The organism is Kocuria salsicia, from assembly GCF_007681555.1.
Lineage (GTDB): Bacteria > Actinomycetota > Actinomycetes > Actinomycetales > Micrococcaceae > Kocuria > Kocuria salsicia.
In genome coordinates, this window is sequence record NZ_VELE01000002.1 from 52364 (window position 1) to 70180 (window position 17817).

Annotated in this window: 18 protein-coding genes; 3 read left to right on the plus strand and 15 right to left on the minus strand. The window is 69.9% G+C overall.

Annotated elements, in window-relative coordinates; all coding sequences use genetic code 11:
* Positions 1 to 7: 7 nt before the first annotated feature.
* From dapA to rpsO, 6 genes are all read right to left on the minus strand, one after another.
* Positions 8 to 943 carry a 4-hydroxy-tetrahydrodipicolinate synthase gene (gene dapA, locus FS770_RS05060; protein WP_144942256.1) on the minus strand — a complete coding sequence of 312 codons (936 nt, stop codon included), beginning with the start codon at positions 941 to 943 and terminating at the stop codon, positions 8 to 10.
* A 9-nt stretch (positions 944 to 952) separates the two neighbouring features.
* Complete coding sequence (locus FS770_RS05065; protein ID WP_144942257.1) at positions 953 to 1588, minus strand: hypothetical protein; 636 nt, start codon at positions 1586 to 1588, stop codon at positions 953 to 955.
* The gene (gene dapB / locus FS770_RS05070) at positions 1585 to 2343 is read right to left on the minus strand and encodes a 4-hydroxy-tetrahydrodipicolinate reductase (protein ID WP_144942258.1); all 759 of its coding nucleotides are present in this window, start codon (positions 2341 to 2343) and stop codon (positions 1585 to 1587) included. The genes FS770_RS05065 and dapB overlap by 4 nt, the downstream gene beginning before the upstream one ends.
* Before the next feature lie 16 nt (positions 2344 to 2359).
* Complete coding sequence (locus FS770_RS05075) at positions 2360 to 3763, minus strand: M16 family metallopeptidase (protein ID WP_126874824.1); 1404 nt, start codon at positions 3761 to 3763, stop codon at positions 2360 to 2362.
* Between the two features lie 21 nt (positions 3764 to 3784).
* Entirely contained in the window at positions 3785 to 6040 is a 2256-nt protein-coding gene (locus FS770_RS05080; protein ID WP_144942259.1) for a polyribonucleotide nucleotidyltransferase, read from the minus strand.
* A 278-nt stretch (positions 6041 to 6318) separates the two neighbouring features.
* A complete protein-coding gene (gene rpsO, locus FS770_RS05085) occupies positions 6319 to 6588 on the minus strand; it encodes a 30S ribosomal protein S15 (RefSeq protein WP_144942260.1) in 270 nt (89 codons plus the stop codon).
* A gap of 192 nt (positions 6589 to 6780) precedes the next feature.
* On the opposite strand from rpsO, the gene FS770_RS05090 reads away from it, so the two are divergent.
* The 3 genes from FS770_RS05090 (at position 6781) to FS770_RS05100 (ending at position 8983) form a co-directional block, all read left to right on the plus strand.
* Positions 6781 to 7239, plus strand: a complete 459-nt coding sequence (locus FS770_RS05090) for an S-ribosylhomocysteine lyase (RefSeq protein WP_144942261.1) — start codon at positions 6781 to 6783, stop codon at positions 7237 to 7239.
* Positions 7236 to 7973, plus strand: coding sequence for a 5'-methylthioadenosine/S-adenosylhomocysteine nucleosidase (mtnN, locus tag FS770_RS05095; protein WP_244944761.1), 738 nt, complete (start codon positions 7236 to 7238; stop codon positions 7971 to 7973). The genes FS770_RS05090 and mtnN overlap by 4 nt, the downstream gene beginning before the upstream one ends.
* Before the next feature lie 137 nt (positions 7974 to 8110).
* Positions 8111 to 8983, plus strand: coding sequence for an aldo/keto reductase (locus tag FS770_RS05100; protein ID WP_144942263.1), 873 nt, complete (start codon positions 8111 to 8113; stop codon positions 8981 to 8983).
* A gap of 26 nt (positions 8984 to 9009) precedes the next feature.
* On the opposite strand, the gene FS770_RS05105 is transcribed toward FS770_RS05100, so the two are convergent.
* From FS770_RS05105 to FS770_RS05145, 9 genes are all read right to left on the minus strand, one after another.
* Entirely contained in the window at positions 9010 to 10023 is a 1014-nt protein-coding gene (locus FS770_RS05105; RefSeq protein ID WP_144942264.1) for a bifunctional riboflavin kinase/FAD synthetase, read from the minus strand.
* 45 nt (positions 10024 to 10068) lie between these two features.
* Positions 10069 to 10536, minus strand: a complete 468-nt coding sequence (locus FS770_RS05110; RefSeq protein ID WP_144942265.1) for a hypothetical protein — start codon at positions 10534 to 10536, stop codon at positions 10069 to 10071.
* 70 nt (positions 10537 to 10606) lie between these two features.
* Positions 10607 to 10978, minus strand: coding sequence for a hypothetical protein (locus FS770_RS05115; protein WP_144942266.1), 372 nt, complete (start codon positions 10976 to 10978; stop codon positions 10607 to 10609).
* On the minus strand, positions 10978 to 12027 hold the full coding sequence (truB, locus tag FS770_RS05120; RefSeq protein ID WP_144942267.1) for a tRNA pseudouridine(55) synthase TruB: 1050 nt from the start codon (positions 12025 to 12027) through the stop codon (positions 10978 to 10980). The genes FS770_RS05115 and truB overlap by 1 nt, the downstream gene beginning before the upstream one ends.
* 5 nt (positions 12028 to 12032) lie before the next feature.
* Complete coding sequence (gene rbfA, locus FS770_RS05125) at positions 12033 to 12497, minus strand: 30S ribosome-binding factor RbfA (RefSeq protein ID WP_144942268.1); 465 nt, start codon at positions 12495 to 12497, stop codon at positions 12033 to 12035.
* A gap of 200 nt (positions 12498 to 12697) precedes the next feature.
* The gene (gene infB / locus FS770_RS05130) at positions 12698 to 15610 is read right to left on the minus strand and encodes a translation initiation factor IF-2 (RefSeq protein ID WP_144942269.1); all 2913 of its coding nucleotides are present in this window, start codon (positions 15608 to 15610) and stop codon (positions 12698 to 12700) included.
* A gap of 125 nt (positions 15611 to 15735) precedes the next feature.
* Entirely contained in the window at positions 15736 to 16068 is a 333-nt protein-coding gene (locus tag FS770_RS05135) for a YlxR family protein (RefSeq protein WP_144942270.1), read from the minus strand.
* 132 nt (positions 16069 to 16200) lie between these two features.
* On the minus strand, positions 16201 to 17172 hold the full coding sequence (gene nusA / locus FS770_RS05140) for a transcription termination factor NusA (RefSeq protein WP_144942271.1): 972 nt from the start codon (positions 17170 to 17172) through the stop codon (positions 16201 to 16203).
* 144 nt (positions 17173 to 17316) lie between these two features.
* Positions 17317 to 17808 (minus strand): ribosome maturation factor RimP, encoded by a 492-nt coding sequence (locus tag FS770_RS05145; protein ID WP_144942272.1) that lies wholly within the window; start codon positions 17806 to 17808, stop codon positions 17317 to 17319.
* Positions 17809 to 17817 lie beyond the last annotated feature (9 nt).

Sequence of the window (17817 nt, forward strand, 5' to 3'; positions counted from 1 at the left end):
TTTCGTCTCAGTCGGTCAAAGTGTTCGCAGCCACCGACGTGCTCAGATCCGCACGGATCTGCTCCAGCTCGGCCTGCGTGGGTGCCACGTGCGGAAGCCGCACCGTGTTGTTCGGCAGGCGACCCTGCCACTGAAGAATGGTCTTGGCGGCCACCGCACCCGGCACGCGGGTCATCGTGGCGCGCACGAGCGGGAGCAGCTCTTCGTTGATCTGCCGAGCGGTTTCGAGGTCCGATCCCAGGGCCGCGTCCACCAGGCGTCGGTAGCGGGGGGTGTCCACGTGAGTGGTCACGCCGACGAGCCCGGCGGCACCGAGCGCGATCCACGGCAGGGTGAGACCGTCGTCGCCCGAGTAGAAGACGAGGTCCGTCTCCGCCATTACGCGCGCGGCGGCCATGAAGTCCGCCTTGGCGTCCTTGACGGCGACGATGTTGGGGTGCGAGGCGAGCGCGATCATGGTCTCGGGCTCGATCGGCACACCGGAGCGGCCCGGGATGTCGTAGATCATGATCGGCGTGTCCACCGAGTCCGCGAGGGAGCGGAAGTGGGCCTCGATCCCGGCCTGCGTGGGCTTGTTGTAGTACGGGGTGACCACGAGCAGCCCGTCCATCCCGATCTTCTGGGCCTCCAGGCACAGGTACCGGGAGTGCTCGGTGTCGTTGGAACCGGTGCCCCCGAGCAGGGGAACGCGCGATCCCACGGCTTCCTTGACGGCCCGGAAGACCGAGAGGTTCTCCTCGTCGGTCATCGTGGAGTACTCGCCGGTGGTGCCGCAGACCACCAGACCGTCGCAGCCGCCGTCCACGAGCTCCTCCGCCAGGCGCGCCGTGCTCTCGAGGTCTACGGCGCCGTCCTCGTGGAAGACGGTGATCATTGCGGTGAGCAGGGTCCCGAACATGGGCGCGGGGCGGTCGGTCGGCACAGGGGTGCTGTGTTCAGTCATGGTCACAGGTTACCGCCCAGAGCCGACGAGCACCGCCTCGGGGTCTGCCCCGCCGTGCAGGGCGATGGCTGTGCGCATCGCACCGCGCGCGCGACGACCGTCGCCGCTGGCCGAGTAGGCCAGGCTCAGTCGGTACCAGCCGCCCCAGTCCTGGGGACGTGCCTCAACCTCACGGCGGACGACGTCGAACCGCTCGTCCGCGGCCTCGCGCACGTAGCGCCCCGAGGGTGTTCGCGGCAGGTCGTCCGCGGGAAGCTCACCCCTGGCCGCGAGCTCGCGTCCGAGGCGCTGCGTGCGGGCGCCAAAGACGATCTCGCGCACCATCGCCCACGCCCCCACCGCGGGGATCACGAGCATGGCCACCCCGAGCAGCTTTGCGATCCACCCGTCGCTGTCGAGCAGCAGCACGGCCCGATGGAAGGAGAGCCCCAGGTAGAGGGTGAGCAGTGCCACCATCAGCGCCGCGAGGATCCGGCCCCTGGACCCGACCTCGAGCACTGTGAAGACTCCCGCGAGGGCGAGCATCGCGATCAGCCACGTCTTGGACCCCGCGGAGACGGGAAGCAGCAGCACCGTGAGCACGAGCAGCGCAATCACGGCGGCGCTCCACCAGCGCAACCCTCCCCGGCGGCCCGCGGAGTTCACAGGCCCAAGTCCATGTAGCCGTCGAGGCCCACGGTGAGACCGGGGTGCTCCGCGACCGAGCGCACGCCCAGGAGCACGCCGGTCATGAACGAGACGCGGTCGAACGAGTCGTGGCGCAGCGTCAGCTGCTCACCGGTGTTGCCGAGCAGGGTCTCCTGGTGCGCCACAAGTCCCTGCAGTCGCACGGAGTGGACGTGCACGCCTGCCACGTCCGCACCGCGCGCACCGAACGGATCCGACTCCGTCGCGTCCGGGGACGATCCTCGCCCCGCGCGCTCGCGGGAGCGGGCGACGAGTTCGGCCGTTCGGCTTGCGGTGCCCGACGGCGCGTCGAGCTTGCGCGGGTGGTGCAGCTCCACGATTTCCACGGACTCGAAGAACGCCGCTGCCAGCTCGGAGAACTTCATGGCGAGCACCGCACCCACGGCGAAGTTCGGGGCGATCAGCACACCTGTGCCCGACGCCTCCGCGAGCTGCTCCCGCAGCTGCGCCAAGGCATCGTCGTCCCAACCCGTGGTGCCCACGACGGCGTGGAGACCATGGGCCACGGCGAAGCGCACGTTCTCCCGCGTGGCGCTCGGAACCGTGAGGTCCACGACCACCTGTGCCCCGGCGTCCACGATCTCCTGGAGGTCGTCCCCGCGGCCGAGCGCAGCCACGAGCTCCAGGTCCGGTGCATCCTCGACGGCGCGCACCGCCTCGGAGCCCATGCGCCCGTTTCGGCCCAGTACGGCAACCTTGATCCGGTCGTTCATGTCCCTACCACCTTTCTCAGTCCTGCGATTCCGACGCGCCCGGGCCGACCACGGTGCGCACCGTGGCGTCCTGCCCCAGCTGCGCCGCGAGCTGCTGCACGTCCTGGGACGTGACAGCGCGGATCCGGCGCAGCGACTCGTCCACGTCCATGAAGTACCCGGTCTTCAGCTCCGCCGAACCCAGCCGGGACATCCGGGAACCTGTGTCCTCCAGCGCGAGCACCGTGGCCCCGCTGACCTGGCCCTCGACCTTCGCGAGCTCCGCGGCGTCCATGCCGTCCTGCGCCAGACGGTCCAGCTCTTCCCGCATGAGCCGGCTCACCTGCTCCACCCGCTCCCGCGTGCACCCGGCGTACATGCCGAAGAACCCGGCGTCCGAGTACGAGCCGGAGAACGAGAACGTGGAGTACGCCAGGCCCTTCTGCTCGCGGATCGTGTGGAACAGCCGTGAGGACATTCCCCCTCCCAGCGCCGCGTTGAGCACGGTCATGGTGAAGCGGCGCCCGTCCCCCACGGGCAGCCCGGAGCCGCCCAGGACCACGTGCGCCTGCTCCACCGGTCGTTCGAACGTGTGCGTGCCCACCAGGGGCCTGGGCTGCGCCACCAGGGTGCGACGCCGCGCACCGGCCGCCGCGGGCTCGTCCGGGTCCCAGCCCGCACGCACCAGCGACTCCCGCACCAGCCGCACCACGTTCTCGTGCTCCAGCCCGCCTGCCACCGTGACCACGAGGTTCTCAGGACGGTAGGCCCCGCGGTAGTGGCGCCACACGGCGTCGCGCGTGACACTGCGGATCTCCTCCGGCGTGCCGGCGATCGGCCGCGCGAGCGCGGAGCCGTGGAGCACCTCGGCGTTGAACTGCTCGAACGCGAAGTCCATGGGGTCGTCGCGGTCCATGGCGATCTCCTCGAGGATCACACCGCGCTCGCGGTCGAACTCCTCGGGGTCGAGCACCGCCCCGGTGAACATGTCTGCCAGGACGTCCACCGCCATGGGCAGCTGGTCGGACAGCACCCGTGCGTGGTAGCACGTGTGCTCGTGGGATGTGAATGCGTTGGACTCCCCACCCACCCGGTCGAACGCCTCCGCGATCTCCAGGGCGCTGCGTCGGGACGTGCCCTTGAACAGCAGGTGCTCCAGGAAGTGGGTGGAGCCGAGCATGCCCGGGGCCTCGTCCCGCGAGCCCAGGCTCACCCAGAAGCCCACGGACACCGAGCGCTGCCCGGGCATCCGCTCCGTCAGCACACGGGTGCCGCACGGCAGAACCGTACGGGTGATCACGTCACCCTCGGCGTCGTCGTGCACCACGTGCGTGAAGCCGCGGCCGGGGTCCGGGGTTGGGGATGCCCGAAGGCGGGCGTCCGCGCCGGAGTCGAGCTCCGACGGGTCGCCCGCCTTCAGGGGTAGGTCGACGACAGTCATCGAGTACCGGAGGCCCCCCGCTCAGTTCTCGTCGTCGGTGTCGGCCGGTGCGTCGGAACCGGCGACGACGGGCGAGAGCGAGAGCTTGCCGCGGTCGTCCACCTTGGTGATCTCCACCTGGACCTTCTGGCCCACGGCCAGGACGTCGTCCACCTCGTTGACGCGCTTGTCGTCGTTGAGCTTGCGCATCTCGGAGATGTGCAGCAGACCGTCCTTGCCCGGGGTCAGGGAGATAAACGCACCGAAGGTGGTGGTCTTCACGACCGTGCCCAGGTAGCGCTCCCCCACCTCGGGGACCTGCGGGTTAGCGATCGCGTTGATCGCGGAACGCGCGGCCTCCGCGGACGGACCATCGGTGGCCCCGATGTACACCGTGCCGTCGTCCTCGATGGAGATGTCCGTGCCGGTGTCCTCCTGGATCTGGTTGATCATCTTGCCCTTGGGGCCGATGACCTCGCCGATCTTGGAGACGGGGACCGTCACCGAGATCACGCGCGGCGCGAACTCACTCATCTCGTCCGGGGCGTCGATCGCGGACGTCAGCACGTCCAGGATGTACAGCCGGGCCTCACGGGCCTGGGTCAGCGCGGACGCGAGCACGGAGGCGGGGATGCCGTCGAGCTTGGTGTCCAGCTGGATGGCCGTGACGAACTCCGAGGTGCCAGCCACCTTGAAGTCCATGTCGCCGAGCGCGTCCTCCGCACCCAGGATGTCGGTCAGGGCCGCGTACTGGACTTCGCCGTCCACGGTGTCGGAGACCAGACCCATGGCGATGCCCGCCACCGGGGCGCGCAGCGGCACACCGGCGTTGAACAGCGACAGCGTGGCGGCGCAGACCGAGCCCATGGAGGTGGAGCCGTTGGAGCCCAGCGCCTCCGAGACCTGGCGGATCGCGTACGGGAACTCCTCGCGCGTGGGCAGCACGGGGGTGATCGCGCGCTCGGCGAGGGCGCCGTGGCCGATCTCGCGGCGCTTGGGCGAACCCACTCGACCGGTCTCGCCCGTGGAGTACGGCGGGAAGTTGTAGTGGTGGATGTAGCGCTTGTGCTTCACCGGGGACAGCGAGTCGATCTGCTGCTCCAGCTTGAGCATGTTCAGCGTGGTGACACCCAGGATCTGGGTCTCGCCGCGCTCGAACAGTGCGGAGCCGTGCACTCGCGGCAGCACGTCCACCTCGGCGCTGAGCTCACGGATGTCCGTGAGGCCGCGGCCGTCGATGCGCACGCCGTCCTTCAGGATCCGCTGGCGCACGGTCTGCTTGGTGAGCGCCTGGTAGGCGCCGTTGATCTCGTCCGCGCGGCCCTCGAAGGCCTTGCCCTCGCCGGCGAGCTCCGCCAGGGTGTCCCGGTGCAGCTCGTCGGTGGCGGCCTCGCGCTCCTGCTTGCCGGCGATCGAGTAGACCTGCGCCATGCGCTCGCCCACGAAGTTCTTCACGGCCTCGGCGGCGTCGTCGCCGAAGCCCCCGAAGCGCGGCAACTCCATCTCGGGCTTCTTGTTGCGGGCCGCGAGGTCCGCCTGCGCGTCGCACAGGGCCTTGATGAACGGCTTGGAGGCCTCAAGACCCTCGGCCACGAGCTCCTCGGTGGGGGCGACGGCCCCCTGGCCCTTGACGAGCTCCCACGCGTTATCGGTGGCCTCCGCCTCGACCATCATGATCGCGACGTCCTCACCGCCGTCTCTGGTGGTCACCACGCGGCCGGCGACCGCCATGTCGAACACGGCGTTCTCCAGCTGGGAGTGCTTGGGGAACGCGATCCACTGGTGGCCGCCGTTCTCCTCGGCCATCAGTGCCATGCGCACACCGCCCACCGGACCCTGGAAGGGCATGCCGGACAGCGTGGTGGACATGGACGCGGCGTTGATCGCCACGGTGTCGTAGATCTCGTCCGGCGCGATGGACATGACCGTGACGACAACCTGCACCTCGTTGCGCAGGCCCTTGCCGAACGCGGGGCGCAGCGGGCGGTCGATCAGACGGCACGTGAGGATCGCGTCCGTGGACGGACGGCCCTCGCGGCGGAAGAAGGAACCGGGGATGCGGCCGGCGGCGTACATCCGCTCCTCCACGTCCACGGTCAGCGGGAAGAAGTCGAAGCCCTCCCGGGGGTGCTTGCCCACGGCCGTGGCCGAGAGCATCGAGGTCTCCTCGTCGATGTAGACCATGGCGGAGCCGGCGGCCTGACGGGCGAGACGCCCGGTTTCGAAGCGCACGACGCGCTTTCCGTAGGAGCCGTTGTCGATCACGGCTTCTGCACTCTGGATCTCGGGACCCTCCAAGGGTCACCTCCTGTTTCCTAGGTGGTACGCGCCCCGCGCGACACACCGGTCTTCGATCGAGGCGCTCGCAGCGCGGTGCGTTGCGAAGGCCACTGTCGAGGACCGCGACATGCTGCGCGGACGCGAGGGAGTTTTCGTGGTGCGGGTGCGGCCCCGGGGTTCCGGGTGCGCCCCAGTGGGGCCACCGTGAGGTGGCCCGTGGCAGTGCTCGTCACGAGCAGAGCCGGGGGTGTGGTGGTTCCCCGCCCTCGGGGAGCGCGGGGAACCTCCGGGTCACATCACTTGCGCAGGCCGAGGCGCTCAATGAGCGCACGGTAGCGGGCGATGTCGGTGCGACGCAGGTAATCGAGCATGCGACGGCGGCGACCCACGAGGCCCATGAGGCCACGACGGGTGTGGTGGTCGTGCTTGTGCGTCTTCAGGTGCTCGGTCAGATCGGAGATCCGGCGAGACAGCACGGCAACCTGCACCTCCGGCGAACCGGTGTCACCCTCGTGCGTTGCGTACTCGGTGATGATCTGGTTCTTGATTGCGGCATCAAGTGCCATGGGTAACTCCTCGAGTTAGTACCGTGTCCGCCCGGTGCGTGAGATTCCCGCCCGGGGTCCGGGGCTCGCCCCGGGGCCCGACCACCACGGACCGCAGTCAGACCATTTTCTAGTTTAGCGGACGAGTCAAGCCGGCGCGTCCGCCCCGGTGCGCCCGCTCCGAATGTCTGCCGGAGCTGGAAGAATGGCCGCATGCAGAAGATGAACGTCGAATCATTCAACCTGGACCACCGCACGGTGGCGGCACCCTACGTGCGGGTGGCCGACCGCAAGCAGCTGCCGGGCGGTGACACGCTCGTGAAGTACGACGTCCGTTTCACCCAGCCCAACCGGGGTCACCTGGAGATGCCCACCGTGCACTCCATCGAGCACCTCACGGCGGAGCACATGCGCAACCACACGGACGCCCTGATCGACTTCTCCCCCATGGGCTGCCAGACCGGTTTCTACGCGCTGATGCTTGGTGTGGAGACCGAGGAGTTCGAGCGGCTGCTGGAGCTCACCTTCCGGGACATCATGGATGCCACGGAAGTCCCCGCCGCGAACGAGGTGCAGTGCGGATGGGGTCAGAACCACAGCCTGAGCGGGGCACAGGACGCTGTGCGAGGCTTCCTGGCCGAGCGCGCCCACTGGGACGAGGTCACGCGGTGAGCGACGACGCCGCATCCTTCGCCGCGTGCGTCGGCGCCCCCGCGGTGTTCGTCGCCATGCCCGAGGAGGCCGCCCCGTTCCTGGACGCCGCGACTGCCAGGTGCACCGCGCCCCAGCCGATCGGCACGGCCGAGACGTACGCGCTGGAGCTCGACGGGCGCCCGGTGCTCCTGGTGCGCACCGGGATCGGGCTGGTCAACGCGGCGTCGGCCCTCAGCGCGATGCTCGAGCTCTTCGACCCCGCCGTGGTGGTCTCCGCCGGTTCGTGCGGCGGGCTGCGCTCGGACGTGAACGTGGGCGACCTCGTGCTCGGCACCGGGTTCCGTTACACGGACGCGGACGCCACCGCCTTCGGCTACGCGCCGGGCCAGGTTCCGGGCATGCCGGCGTCGTACCCGGCGTCTGAGGAACTCGTGGCCGCCGCGAGCGCGCTGCCCGCACCCGAGGGACGCGTTCTGTGGCGCGGCGAGATGCTCTCCGGGGGGTCCTTCGTGACGGCGCAGAACGTGGGCGCCGCCCGCGAGACGTTCCCCGCGGCGCTGAGCACGGACATGGAAACCACCGCGCTCGCACAGGTGTGCCACACGCGGGGCCGTGAGTTTACGGCGCTGCGCAGCGTGTCGGACTTGTGCGGTCCGGCCGCCGGGCAGCAGTTCCACATGGAACTCGACGTCGTGGCGCGCACCAGCGCGGACGCCGTCCTGCACCTGCTGCGGAGCCTGCCCACCGCGTGAGACCGCGAGGCCCGTCAGCAGGTCCCGTCGGTTGGGACGGCGCGAGGTGCGCCGGAGTGTGCGACGGGAGCGTGACCAGCCCCGCGGGATACCCTGCGGTGAGGGCCCACTGTGATGTCAAGGAGAACGAGGAAGAGATGAGCGACGAGAAGACCAAGGACCTCAAGGACGCCGCCCCGGACGTCCCCTGGCACGTGCTTCGGGACGGCAAGCGGATCCCCCAGCTGGGTTTCGGCACCTACCCGATGGACGACGCCGAGGCGGAGACGCTGATCCCGGAGGCTGTCTGGCGCGGGTACCGGCTGATCGACACCGCCGTGAACTACGGCAACGAACGCGGAGTGGGCCAGGGCGTCCGCTACAGCCACATGCCCAGGGAGGAGCTCTTCCTCACGTCCAAGCTGCCGGGCCGGGACCACGGCACGGACTCCGTGCGCCGGTCGCTGGAGGGCACCCTCGAGCGGCTCGGAACCGACTACCTGGACCTCTACCTCATCCACTGGCCCAACCCGGTCCAGGACCGATACGTGCAGACGTGGCAGACCATGCTCGAGGCGCGTGAGGAGGGACTGGTGCGTTCCGTGGGCGTGTCCAACTTCCTGCCCGAGCACCTGCAGCGCCTCGAGCGCGAGTCCGGTGAGATGCCCGTGGTGAACCAGGTGGAGCTGCACCCCCAGTACCAGCAGGAGGCGCTGCGCCGCTTCCACGAGGAGCACCGGATCCTCACCGAGGCGTGGTCCCCGCTGGGCCGCAAGACGGACCTCTTGCAGAGCGAGTGGCTCGAGGAGATCGCCCGCAAGCACGGTCGCAGCCCCGCCCAGGTGGTGCTGCGCTGGCACGTGCAGTCCGGCATCGTGCCGATCCCCAAGTCCTCGAACACGCAGCGCATGGCGGAGAACATCGACGTGTTCGACTGGGAGCTCACCGACGCGCAGATGGAGCGGCTGCGCATGATGCACACCGGGATCAGCGGGTCAGGCTTCGATCCCTCGGTGCACGAGGAGATGTGACCCGGTCGTGAGCGGGGCCGCGGGACTCAGTCCGTTCCGCGGCCCTCTGCGCGCAGGATCTCCCGCGAGCGGCTGACGTCCTCGCGCATCTGCGCGACGAGGGCGTCGACGCCCCGGTAGGCCACCATGCCGCGAAGACGTTCCACGAACTCGACGACCACCGTGGAGCCGTAGAGGTTGAAGTCCTCCACCGTCTCCTCCGGGCGGTCGATTACGTGGGCCTCCACCTGGCGGGAGACACCGTCGAACGTGGGGTTGGAGCCGACCGAGATGGCCGTGGGCCACCGGGTGCCCTCCTCGTCCACGAGCCAGCCGGCGTAGACACCGTCCGCCGGGATGAACCCCGACGCGTCGGGCGCAAGGTTGGCGGTGGGGAAACCGAGTTCGCGTCCCCTCGCGGCGCCGTGGACCACTTCCCCGCGCATGCGGTGGGGTCGTCCGAGCAGCTGCGCGGCCCCACGCACGTCACCGGCGTCAAGGCATGAGCGCACCCAGGTGGAGGAGCAGCGGCGCTCGGCGCGGCGGTCCGCTGGCTGCTCCTGCGGGTCCTCCTCGTCCGGCACGGTGCCACGGACGTCGTCCACGACCACGACCTCGAAGCCGTGTTCCCGGCCGAGCTCGGTGATCGCCCTGAGATCTCCGGTGTTGTCCCGCCCAAGCCGAACGTCCGAGCCGATGACCAGGCACACCGCACCCAGGGGCTTGACGAGGTAGTCGACCACGAACTGCTGCGGGGTCAGCTCGGAAAACTCGAGGCTGTAGGGCAGCACGAGGACGGCGTCCACACCGGTCTCCTCGAGGGCGTCCAGCTTGTCCTCCGGGCCCATGATCAGACCGGGGTGCGAATCGGGCCTGTGCACGAGGGCCGGGTGAGGATCGAAGGTCACGACCACCGAGCGCGCGTGGTGGGACCGGGCGACGTCGAGCAGGCGCGCGAAGACTCGCTGGTGTCCGCGGTGGACACCGTCGAAGTTCCCGATCGTCACCACGGAGGGACCGAAACCGGGGGTGACTTCGTCCAGGCTTCTCCAGCGAATCACAGTTCTCCTCGTCGTTCGTCGAGTGCGGGGCGCACCGTCTAGAGCCTACCGCTCACCGCGGGAGGGCCGCGTCATCCACAGCCACGCGAGGCCCACCACGGGCAGCACGAGCGGCACGTAGCCGTACCCCGCTCCGAATTCGGACCACACGCTTGCCTTGGGGAACAGCTGCGGTTCGAACATGCTGAGCGCTCCCACGCCCAGGACACCCAGGAGCTCCGCACCCACGGCCCACGTGGCCACTGCGTGCCAGCCGGGACCGGTCTTCGTCAGCGCCACGGTGGCGAGAACGTAGATCGCCGCGGACAGTGTGGAGAGCAGGATGGCCACGGGTGCCATGCTGAACTCGGTGGCCAGCTGGTACAGCGATCGCACACCGGCGGAGAGCGAGAAGATCCCGTACACGACAATCAGTACGCGCCCGAAGCCGGAACTCTTGCGGTCGGTGCGCCGGGTGTGCATCGAACCGCCGAAACGCTTCTGCAGCGTGGAGTGGGAGGACTCGGGGTCCATGGCCGTCCTTTCGTCACGCGGGCGCCGGCCGGCGCCACCGGGGTCAGTGGGGTCAGTGGGGTCGATGGGGTCACTGGTAGTACCAGATGAAGTTCATGCGGTAGACCATCACGACCACCACGGGCCCCGCGGCCCCCAGGATCAGCGTGGACCACCGGGAGCGCTCCACGAGAGACCACACGAAGGTTCCCGCCGGGATGAGCAGCGCGGTGAGCAGGTAGCCCCAGTACTCGAGCACGCTGCCGGAGGCGGGCGGGCCGAGCACGGGAAGCAGCAAGGAACCGATCGCGTAGGCGAGCAGGAAACCCTCGAGGAGCAGCACGGAGCCCTGCGAGTAGTCGTCCGGTACGCGTCCGCGCAGGGCCTGCACCACGCACACCAGGCACGAGAGCGCGCCGAGCACCGCGGAGGCCCAGAACCAGCCGTCGTAGCCCCACAGCATCAGGACTTCCCCTCTGAGCCGGGTTCGTTGTTTGTGGAGACCTCGGCGGGATCCGTGAAGGTCACGCCCGCTGCGATGCCGAGCACCGACGTCGCGTAGCGCTTCTCGCCCCGGCCCCGCTCCTCGGCCAGCGCCACCAGGGTTCCGTCCGGGGCAAAGCAGGCGACGACACCGTCACCCGAGTCCCCGGAGACGGCCAGGGTTTTCCCCTCGGCGGCGATCCTGCGCCCGTGTGAGAGGTCGGTGGCCTGTACCGCGCTCAGCTCGCGCACGGGGAAGAGGCCGCGTGCCGCGATGTCCAGGGGCACCGTGCTCACCGTGCCCCCGGAGCGGACCTGCTCGGCGAGCTCCTCGAGGGTGTGGGCCTGCTCGAGCGTGAAGGAGCCCACGCGCGTGCGGCGCAGCGCCATGAGGTGCCCACCCACCCCGAGCGCCTCGCCCAGGTCCCGTGCCAGGGCGCGGATGTACGTGCCGGAGGTGCAGGTCACCGTGGCAGTGAGGTCCACCGCCGCGGCGTCCGTGGGCCGGGTGACGGTGTGCACCGTGAACTCCCGCACGGTGACGGGACGCGCCGCGAGCTCCACGTCCTCGCCCCTGCGGACCCGGGCGTAGGAGCGCTCGCCGTTGACCTTGATGGCGCTCACAGACGAGGGGACCTGCTGGATCTCACCGGTCAGCTTCCCCACCGCAGCGCGGACCTGCTCCTCCGTGAGGGCCTCGAGCCGCTCTGGCGGGGCCTGGCGCACGACGTCACCCTCGGCGTCGTCGGTGACCGTGGCCGCCCCCAGGCGGATGGTGGTCTCGTAGGTCTTGTCCGCGCCCGTGACGTAGGTGAGCAGCTTGGTGGCCCTCTCGACCCCGAGCACGAGTACGCCCGACGCCGCGGGGTCCAGCGTGCCCGCGTGGCCCACCTTCCGCGTGCCCGCCAGGCGGCGCATCCGTGAGACCACGTCGTGGGAGGTCCAGCCGAGCGGCTTGTCCACGACGACGAGCCCGGCCACCCTCGGGAGAGAGGGTGCCGGGCTCGGAACGTCTTCTCGCGCGGTCACCGGGTTCAGTCCTGAGACCGGCTCTCGGGGGCGGCGTCGCCCTGCGCGTCGTCCTCGGAGGTGCGGTAGGCGTCCTCCCCCGCGGCGTACTGTGCACCCACGGCCTGCTCGGCCACGCGGGCGTCCTGCTCGCGGGCGGTGCGCAGCAGCGACTCCAGCCTCGCGGCGTCGGCAGGGATCTCGTCCGCCACGAAGGTCAGCGTGGGCGTGAGGCGAGCCGTGATGTTCTTGCCGACCTCCGCGCGCAGGATGCCCTTCGCGGACTCCAGGGCGCGGGCGGTCTCCTCGCGCTGCGTCTCGTCCCCGTACACGGTGTAGTAGACGGTGGCGTGCTGGAGGTCGTTGGTGACGCGGGCGTCCGTGACCGTCACGAAACCGACCCGCGGGTCCTTGATGCGGCGTTCGAGTGCCTGAGCCACGATCACCTTGATGCGATCGGCCAGGCGGGCGGCGCGTGCGGCGTCGGCCATGGTGGTGCTCCTCGTCCTCGGGCGACGCCGCGGCGTCGCACAGTCGTGGGGTGGCCTCGCCAGGGCGGGGCCCACCCGGAACGGTCCGCCCGTGAGGCACGGACCGCGGGACGCGGCCGGGCACCCGGTCACCCGGGCACCCGGCCGCGCGGTTCCGCCCGCCCCCGGACCGGCAGGTCGGGGACGGGAGGGACGACCTGTCAGTCGCGCGGCTTCTCGCGCATCTCCCAGGTCTCGATGATGTCACCCTCGTGGATGTCGTTGAAGGAGCCGAGTCCGATACCGCACTCGTAGCCCTCACGCACCTCGGTGGCGTCATCCTTGAAGCGGCGCAGCGAGTCGATGGTGAGGTTGTCCTGCACCACGTTGCCGTCGCGCACCAGGCGGGCCTTGCCGTTGCGGCGCACAACACCCTTGGTGACGTAGGCACCGGCGATGTTGCCCCACTTGGAGGAGCGGAACACCTCGCGGACCTCGGCGGTGCCGAGCTCCACCTCCTCGTACTCCGGCTTCAGCATGCCCTTCAGCGCGCTTTCGACGTCGTCGATCGCGTTGTAGATGACGGAGTAGAACTTCATCTCCACGCCTTCGCGCTCGGCGAGGTCCGTGACGCGCTCCGCGGGACGGACGTTGAAGCCGATGATCACGGCGTTGTCCACCGTGGCCAGGTTCACGTCGTTCTGCGTGATGGCGCCCACACCGCGGTGGATCACGCGCAACTGGACCTCATCCCCCACGTCGATCTTGAGGAGTGAGTCCTCGAGCGCCTCCACGGCACCGGACACGTCGCCCTTGATGATGAGGTTGAGGGTGTCGATCTTGCCCTCCGCCACGGCCTCGTCGAAGGACTCGAGGGTGATGCGCTTGCGGCGCTTCGCCAGTGCGGCGTTGCGGTCCGCGGCCTCACGCTTTTCGGCGATCTGACGGGCGGTGCGCTCCTCCTGCGTGGACAGGAAGGTGTCACCGGCTCGCGGCACGGTGGACAGACCCAGGACCTGCACCGGGCTGGACGGCAGCGCCGCCTCGACCGTGTTTCCCGTGTCGTCGAACATCGCACGAACGCGGCCGTAGGCCGCACCGGCGACGATCGAGTCGCCCACCTTCAGCGTGCCGGACTGGACCAGCACCGTGCAGACCGCGCCGCGGCCCTTGTCCAGGTTGGCCTCGATGGCCACACCGCGGGCGTTCTTGTTCGGGTTGGCCTGCAGCTCCAGGGCACCGTCCGCGGTAAGCACGATCGCGTCCAGGAGTTCCTCGATGTTGAGGCTCTCGCGGGCGGAGACGTCCACGAACATGGTGTCTCCGCCGTACTCCTCGGGCACGAGACCGTACTCGGTGAGCTGGCCGCGGATCTTCTCCGGGTTGGCGTCAGGCTTGTCCACCTTGTTGACCGCGACGACGATCGGCACGTTCGCCGCCTGGGCATGGTTCAGCGCCTCCACGGTCTGCGGCATGACGCCGTCGTCCGCGGCGACCACCAGCACGGCGATGTCCGTGACCTGGGCACCACGGGCACGCATGGCGGTGAACGCCTCGTGACCCGGGGTGTCGATGAACGTGATGAGCCGTTGCTGGCCCTCCACCTCCGTGGCGATCTGGTACGCACCGATGTGCTGGGTGATGCCGCCGGCCTCGCCCTCGATCACCTTGGTGTTGCGGATCGCGTCCAGCAGACGGGTCTTGCCGTGGTCCACGTGGCCCATGACCGTGACGACCGGGGGCCGCGGCGCGAGGACGTCCTCGCCCTCCGCCTCCAGCTCGGCGTCGAGGTCGATGTCGAAGGACTCGAGCAGCTCGCGCTCCTCGTCCTCCGGCGAGACCACCTGGATCTGGTAGCCGAGCTCGGCACCCAGCAGCTGGAACGTCTCCTCGTCGAGGGACTGCGTCTGCGTGGCCATCTCACCCAGGTGGATGAGCACGGTCACCAGCGACGCCGGGTTCGCGTTGATCTTCTCCGCGAAGTCCATGAGGGACGCGCCGCGGCGCAGGCGCACCACGGTGCTGCCGTCGCCGTGGGGAACCGACACACCGCCGACGGCGGGTGCCGACATCTGCTCGAGCTCCTGGCGCTTCGCCCGCTTCGATTTGCGGTGCTTGCCACGGGCTCCACCGCGGCCGAATGCACCCTGCGTGCCACCACGACCACCACGACCGCGGAAACCGCCGCCGGGACCACCCGTGCCGCCGGGTCCGCCCCCACCGCGGCGCGGACCCGAGCCGGGAGCCGGACGGCTACCGATCGGGGCGACACCGGTCGTGTGGCCGGGCATCATGTTCGGCGAGGGGCGGGGGCCACCGGGGCGAGGACCGCCCTGGCCCTGACCCTGGCGAGGCGCACCCGTGCGGGGAGCGCCGGGACGCGGGCCACCCTGACCCGCCTGAGCGGGACGGGGCCCACCCGGGCGGGGACCACCGGGGCGGGGACCGCCCTGGCCGGAGCCGCTCGAGCGCATGCCCTGCTGGGGTGCGAACGGGTTGTTGCCGGGGCGCGGGGCACCGGGCTTGGCCGAGCGCTGCTGACCGGGACGGGAAGCCCCGCCACGCTGGCCGCCCTCGCCGCTGCGGCCCATGCCCTGCTGCGATGCGTACGGGTTGTTGCCCGGACGCGGCGCGGACTGGCCCGGCTTGGCGCCACCCGGCTTGGGTGCGTCAGAGCGGGGTGCGGGTGCGGCGCTCGAACGCGGCGTGGCGGACGCCGAGGAGTCGGTGGGCTCCTGGGAACCGGAGGTCTGCGCGGGTGCTGCCTGCTCGGAGGCGGGTGCCGCTTTCGCCGCAGGCTTCGGGGAGCCCGGAGCGGACGGCGCGGGCTTCGCCGCGCCGGACTCCGGCTTGGAGTGGGTCCGGCCGCCGGGCTTGGGGCCGGACGCCGCCGGCTTGCGGGCACCCTGCGAAGGTGCCGCCTGCGCGGAGTTGCCACGACCTGCGGCGGGCTTGGACTGGTTCGCGCTCTCCCCGCCAGCGGGGAAGGCGGAACGCAGCTTCTTGGCGACGGGCGGCTCTACCGTGGAGGAGGCGCCGCGAACGAATTCGCCGAGTTCTTGAAGTTTGGAAATTGCTTCCTTGGACGTGATTCCGAGCTCTTTCGCGAGCTCGTGGACACGGGGCTTGGCCACTGTTCTCCTGTCTCAGCTCGCACCGAAACAGGTACGAACCGTTTATCTTCCGTTGACGCAACCACCGGACACGGGCATGGTTCTCACGCGTCCCGCGTGGCGGCGGGGTGAGTACGTATGAGTACTCATCGGCCGGCACTCATCGGTTTTCCATGGTCTTCTGACTCGCTTTCCTTGTGTTCGTCCTCCTGCGCCGGCAGGAGGACGCAGAGCTGCTCCGCGAGGTCGTCCGTCGAGACGGCCGCCCGGAACGAACGGTTCAGCGCCCGCCTCCGGATCGCCTGCTCGACGCACTGCCGGGTGGCGTGCACCCAGGCTCCTCGACCTCCCAGTCGGCGGTGGGGGTCCGCCACGGCCCGGGGGCCGTGAGGGGTTTCCTCCATCGTCACGCGGACGAGTTGATCAGGTGGTGCGACGATTCGGCATCCCACGCAGGTGCGCAGACTCGCAGTGCTCATCCACGCTCCTCATGATCCACAACCCGCTCCCCCGAGCACGCGGACGTGCAGGATCACGAGAGATGGCCTACCTGATCAGACCACAGTCTAGCGCGCCGCCGGGGAATCGCCCGAATCACCGCGCCGCGAGGCTCACTGGGCCTTGGACTCCGCGACGATATCGATCCCCCAACCGGTCAGGCGTGCGGCGAGACGGGCGTTCTGCCCCTCCTTGCCGATCGCCAGCGAGAGCTGCGAGTCCGGGACGACGGCGCGCGCCGAGCGCCCCGCCTCGTCCAGGACCTCCACACGGCTCACGCGGGAGGGGGACAGGGCGTTCGCGATGAACGTGGCGGGGTCCTGCGAGTAGTCGATGATGTCGATCTTCTCCTCCCCGAGCTCGTTCATCACCGCGCGCACACGGGAGCCCATGTCACCGATGCAGGCGCCCTTGGCGTTGGCTCCTGGGCGGGTGGCGACTACCGCCATCTTGGTGCGGTGACCGGCCTCGCGAGCCAGGGTCACGATCTCCACGGAGCCGTCCGCGATCTCCGGGACCTCCATCTCGAAGAGTCGGCGCACGAGGTCCGGGTGCGACCGGGACAGGGTGATAGACGGGCCCTTGAAGCCGCGCTTCGCCTCAACCACGAAGGCGCGGATGCGGTCGCCGTGCTTGTAGGTCTCCCCGGGGACCTGCTCGTGCGGCGGCAGCAGCGCCTCGACGGTGCCCAGGTTCACCTGCACCATTTTGGGGTTGTTGCCCTGCTGGATCTGGCCGGAGACGAGCTCGCCCTCGCGGCCCTTGAAGTGGCCCAGCACGTTGTCGTCCTCGACGTCCCGCAGCTTCTGCAGGATGACCTGCCGGGCCGTAGCCGCGGCGATGCGTCCGAAGCCGGCCGGGGTGTCGTCGAACTCACCGATCCGGTGGTCCTCGTCGTCCAGCTCCGGCGCCCAGATGGTCACGTGCCCGGAGCGGCGCTCCACCTCTGCCCGAGCGCCGTTGATGGCACCGGGGGAACGCATGTAGGCGAGCAGCAGCGCCTGCTCTATGGTGGGGATCAGCACGTCCACCGGGATGTCGCGTTCGCGCTCCAGCAGCCGCAGTGTGCTCATGTCGATGTCCATGTGTCCCGCCTTCCCTCGCACCGCGCCGGGTTCCGTTCCGGGTGGGGCCGGGAACCAAACAGCGCGCCGCACGTGTCGTGCGGTGCGCTGCGGCGTGGTGTTCGTCGTGTTCTGTTGCGGTAATCGTACATCCCCGCGGGGACGTCAGATCTCGACCTCCACCTTCGCCGAGCGCACCTCGTCGTAGGCCACGTCCTCCGGGTCCAGGTACTTCACGGGCATCCCCTTCTTGGGCTGGTGCCAGCGCTGCAGCACGGCGTGGTCCTCGTGCGCCTCGAGCAGCCGGGCCGTGTAGCGCTCGCCCTCGAGCGGGCGGACCCGCACCAGCCGGCCCACGTTGCGGCGCCAGTGCCGCGGGGTCTCGAGCGAGCGCGTGGCACCGGGGGTGGAGACCTCGAGCTCATAGGGCGGGCCGGGCACCGGGTCCTCACGGTCCAGAGCGTCGGAGATCTCGCGCGCGACGGCCGCCACGCCGTCGAGGTCCAGGGATTCCGTGCCCTCGGTCACGTCAACGAGCACTCGCAGCGTGCGCGTGCCGCCCTCCCCCGTGAGCTCGCACTCCTCGAGGAAGAGCCCCGCGGCCTCGACCACCGGGGCCACGGTCTTGCGGATGGTGGCATTCTCGTGCGACGTCATGGGTTCTCG

Coding starts and splice junctions, on each gene's coding strand:
- dapA (WP_144942256.1), bottom strand. CDS start 943: ATGACTGAACACAGCACCCCTGTGCCGACCGACCGCCCCGCGCCCATG.
- dapB (WP_144942258.1), bottom strand. CDS start 2,343: ATGAACGACCGGATCAAGGTTGCCGTACTGGGCCGAAACGGGCGCATG.
- FS770_RS05075 (WP_126874824.1), bottom strand. CDS start 3,763: ATGACTGTCGTCGACCTACCCCTGAAGGCGGGCGACCCGTCGGAGCTC.
- rpsO (WP_144942260.1), bottom strand. CDS start 6,588: ATGGCACTTGATGCCGCAATCAAGAACCAGATCATCACCGAGTACGCA.
- FS770_RS05090 (WP_144942261.1), top strand. CDS start 6,781: ATGCAGAAGATGAACGTCGAATCATTCAACCTGGACCACCGCACGGTG.
- FS770_RS05100 (WP_144942263.1), top strand. CDS start 8,111: ATGAGCGACGAGAAGACCAAGGACCTCAAGGACGCCGCCCCGGACGTC.
- FS770_RS05110 (WP_144942265.1), bottom strand. CDS start 10,536: ATGGACCCCGAGTCCTCCCACTCCACGCTGCAGAAGCGTTTCGGCGGT.
- FS770_RS05115 (WP_144942266.1), bottom strand. CDS start 10,978: ATGCTGTGGGGCTACGACGGCTGGTTCTGGGCCTCCGCGGTGCTCGGC.
- rbfA (WP_144942268.1), bottom strand. CDS start 12,497: ATGGCCGACGCCGCACGCGCCGCCCGCCTGGCCGATCGCATCAAGGTG.
- FS770_RS05135 (WP_144942270.1), bottom strand. CDS start 16,068: ATGAGCACTGCGAGTCTGCGCACCTGCGTGGGATGCCGAATCGTCGCA.
- nusA (WP_144942271.1), bottom strand. CDS start 17,172: ATGGACATCGACATGAGCACACTGCGGCTGCTGGAGCGCGAACGCGAC.
- FS770_RS05145 (WP_144942272.1), bottom strand. CDS start 17,808: ATGACGTCGCACGAGAATGCCACCATCCGCAAGACCGTGGCCCCGGTG.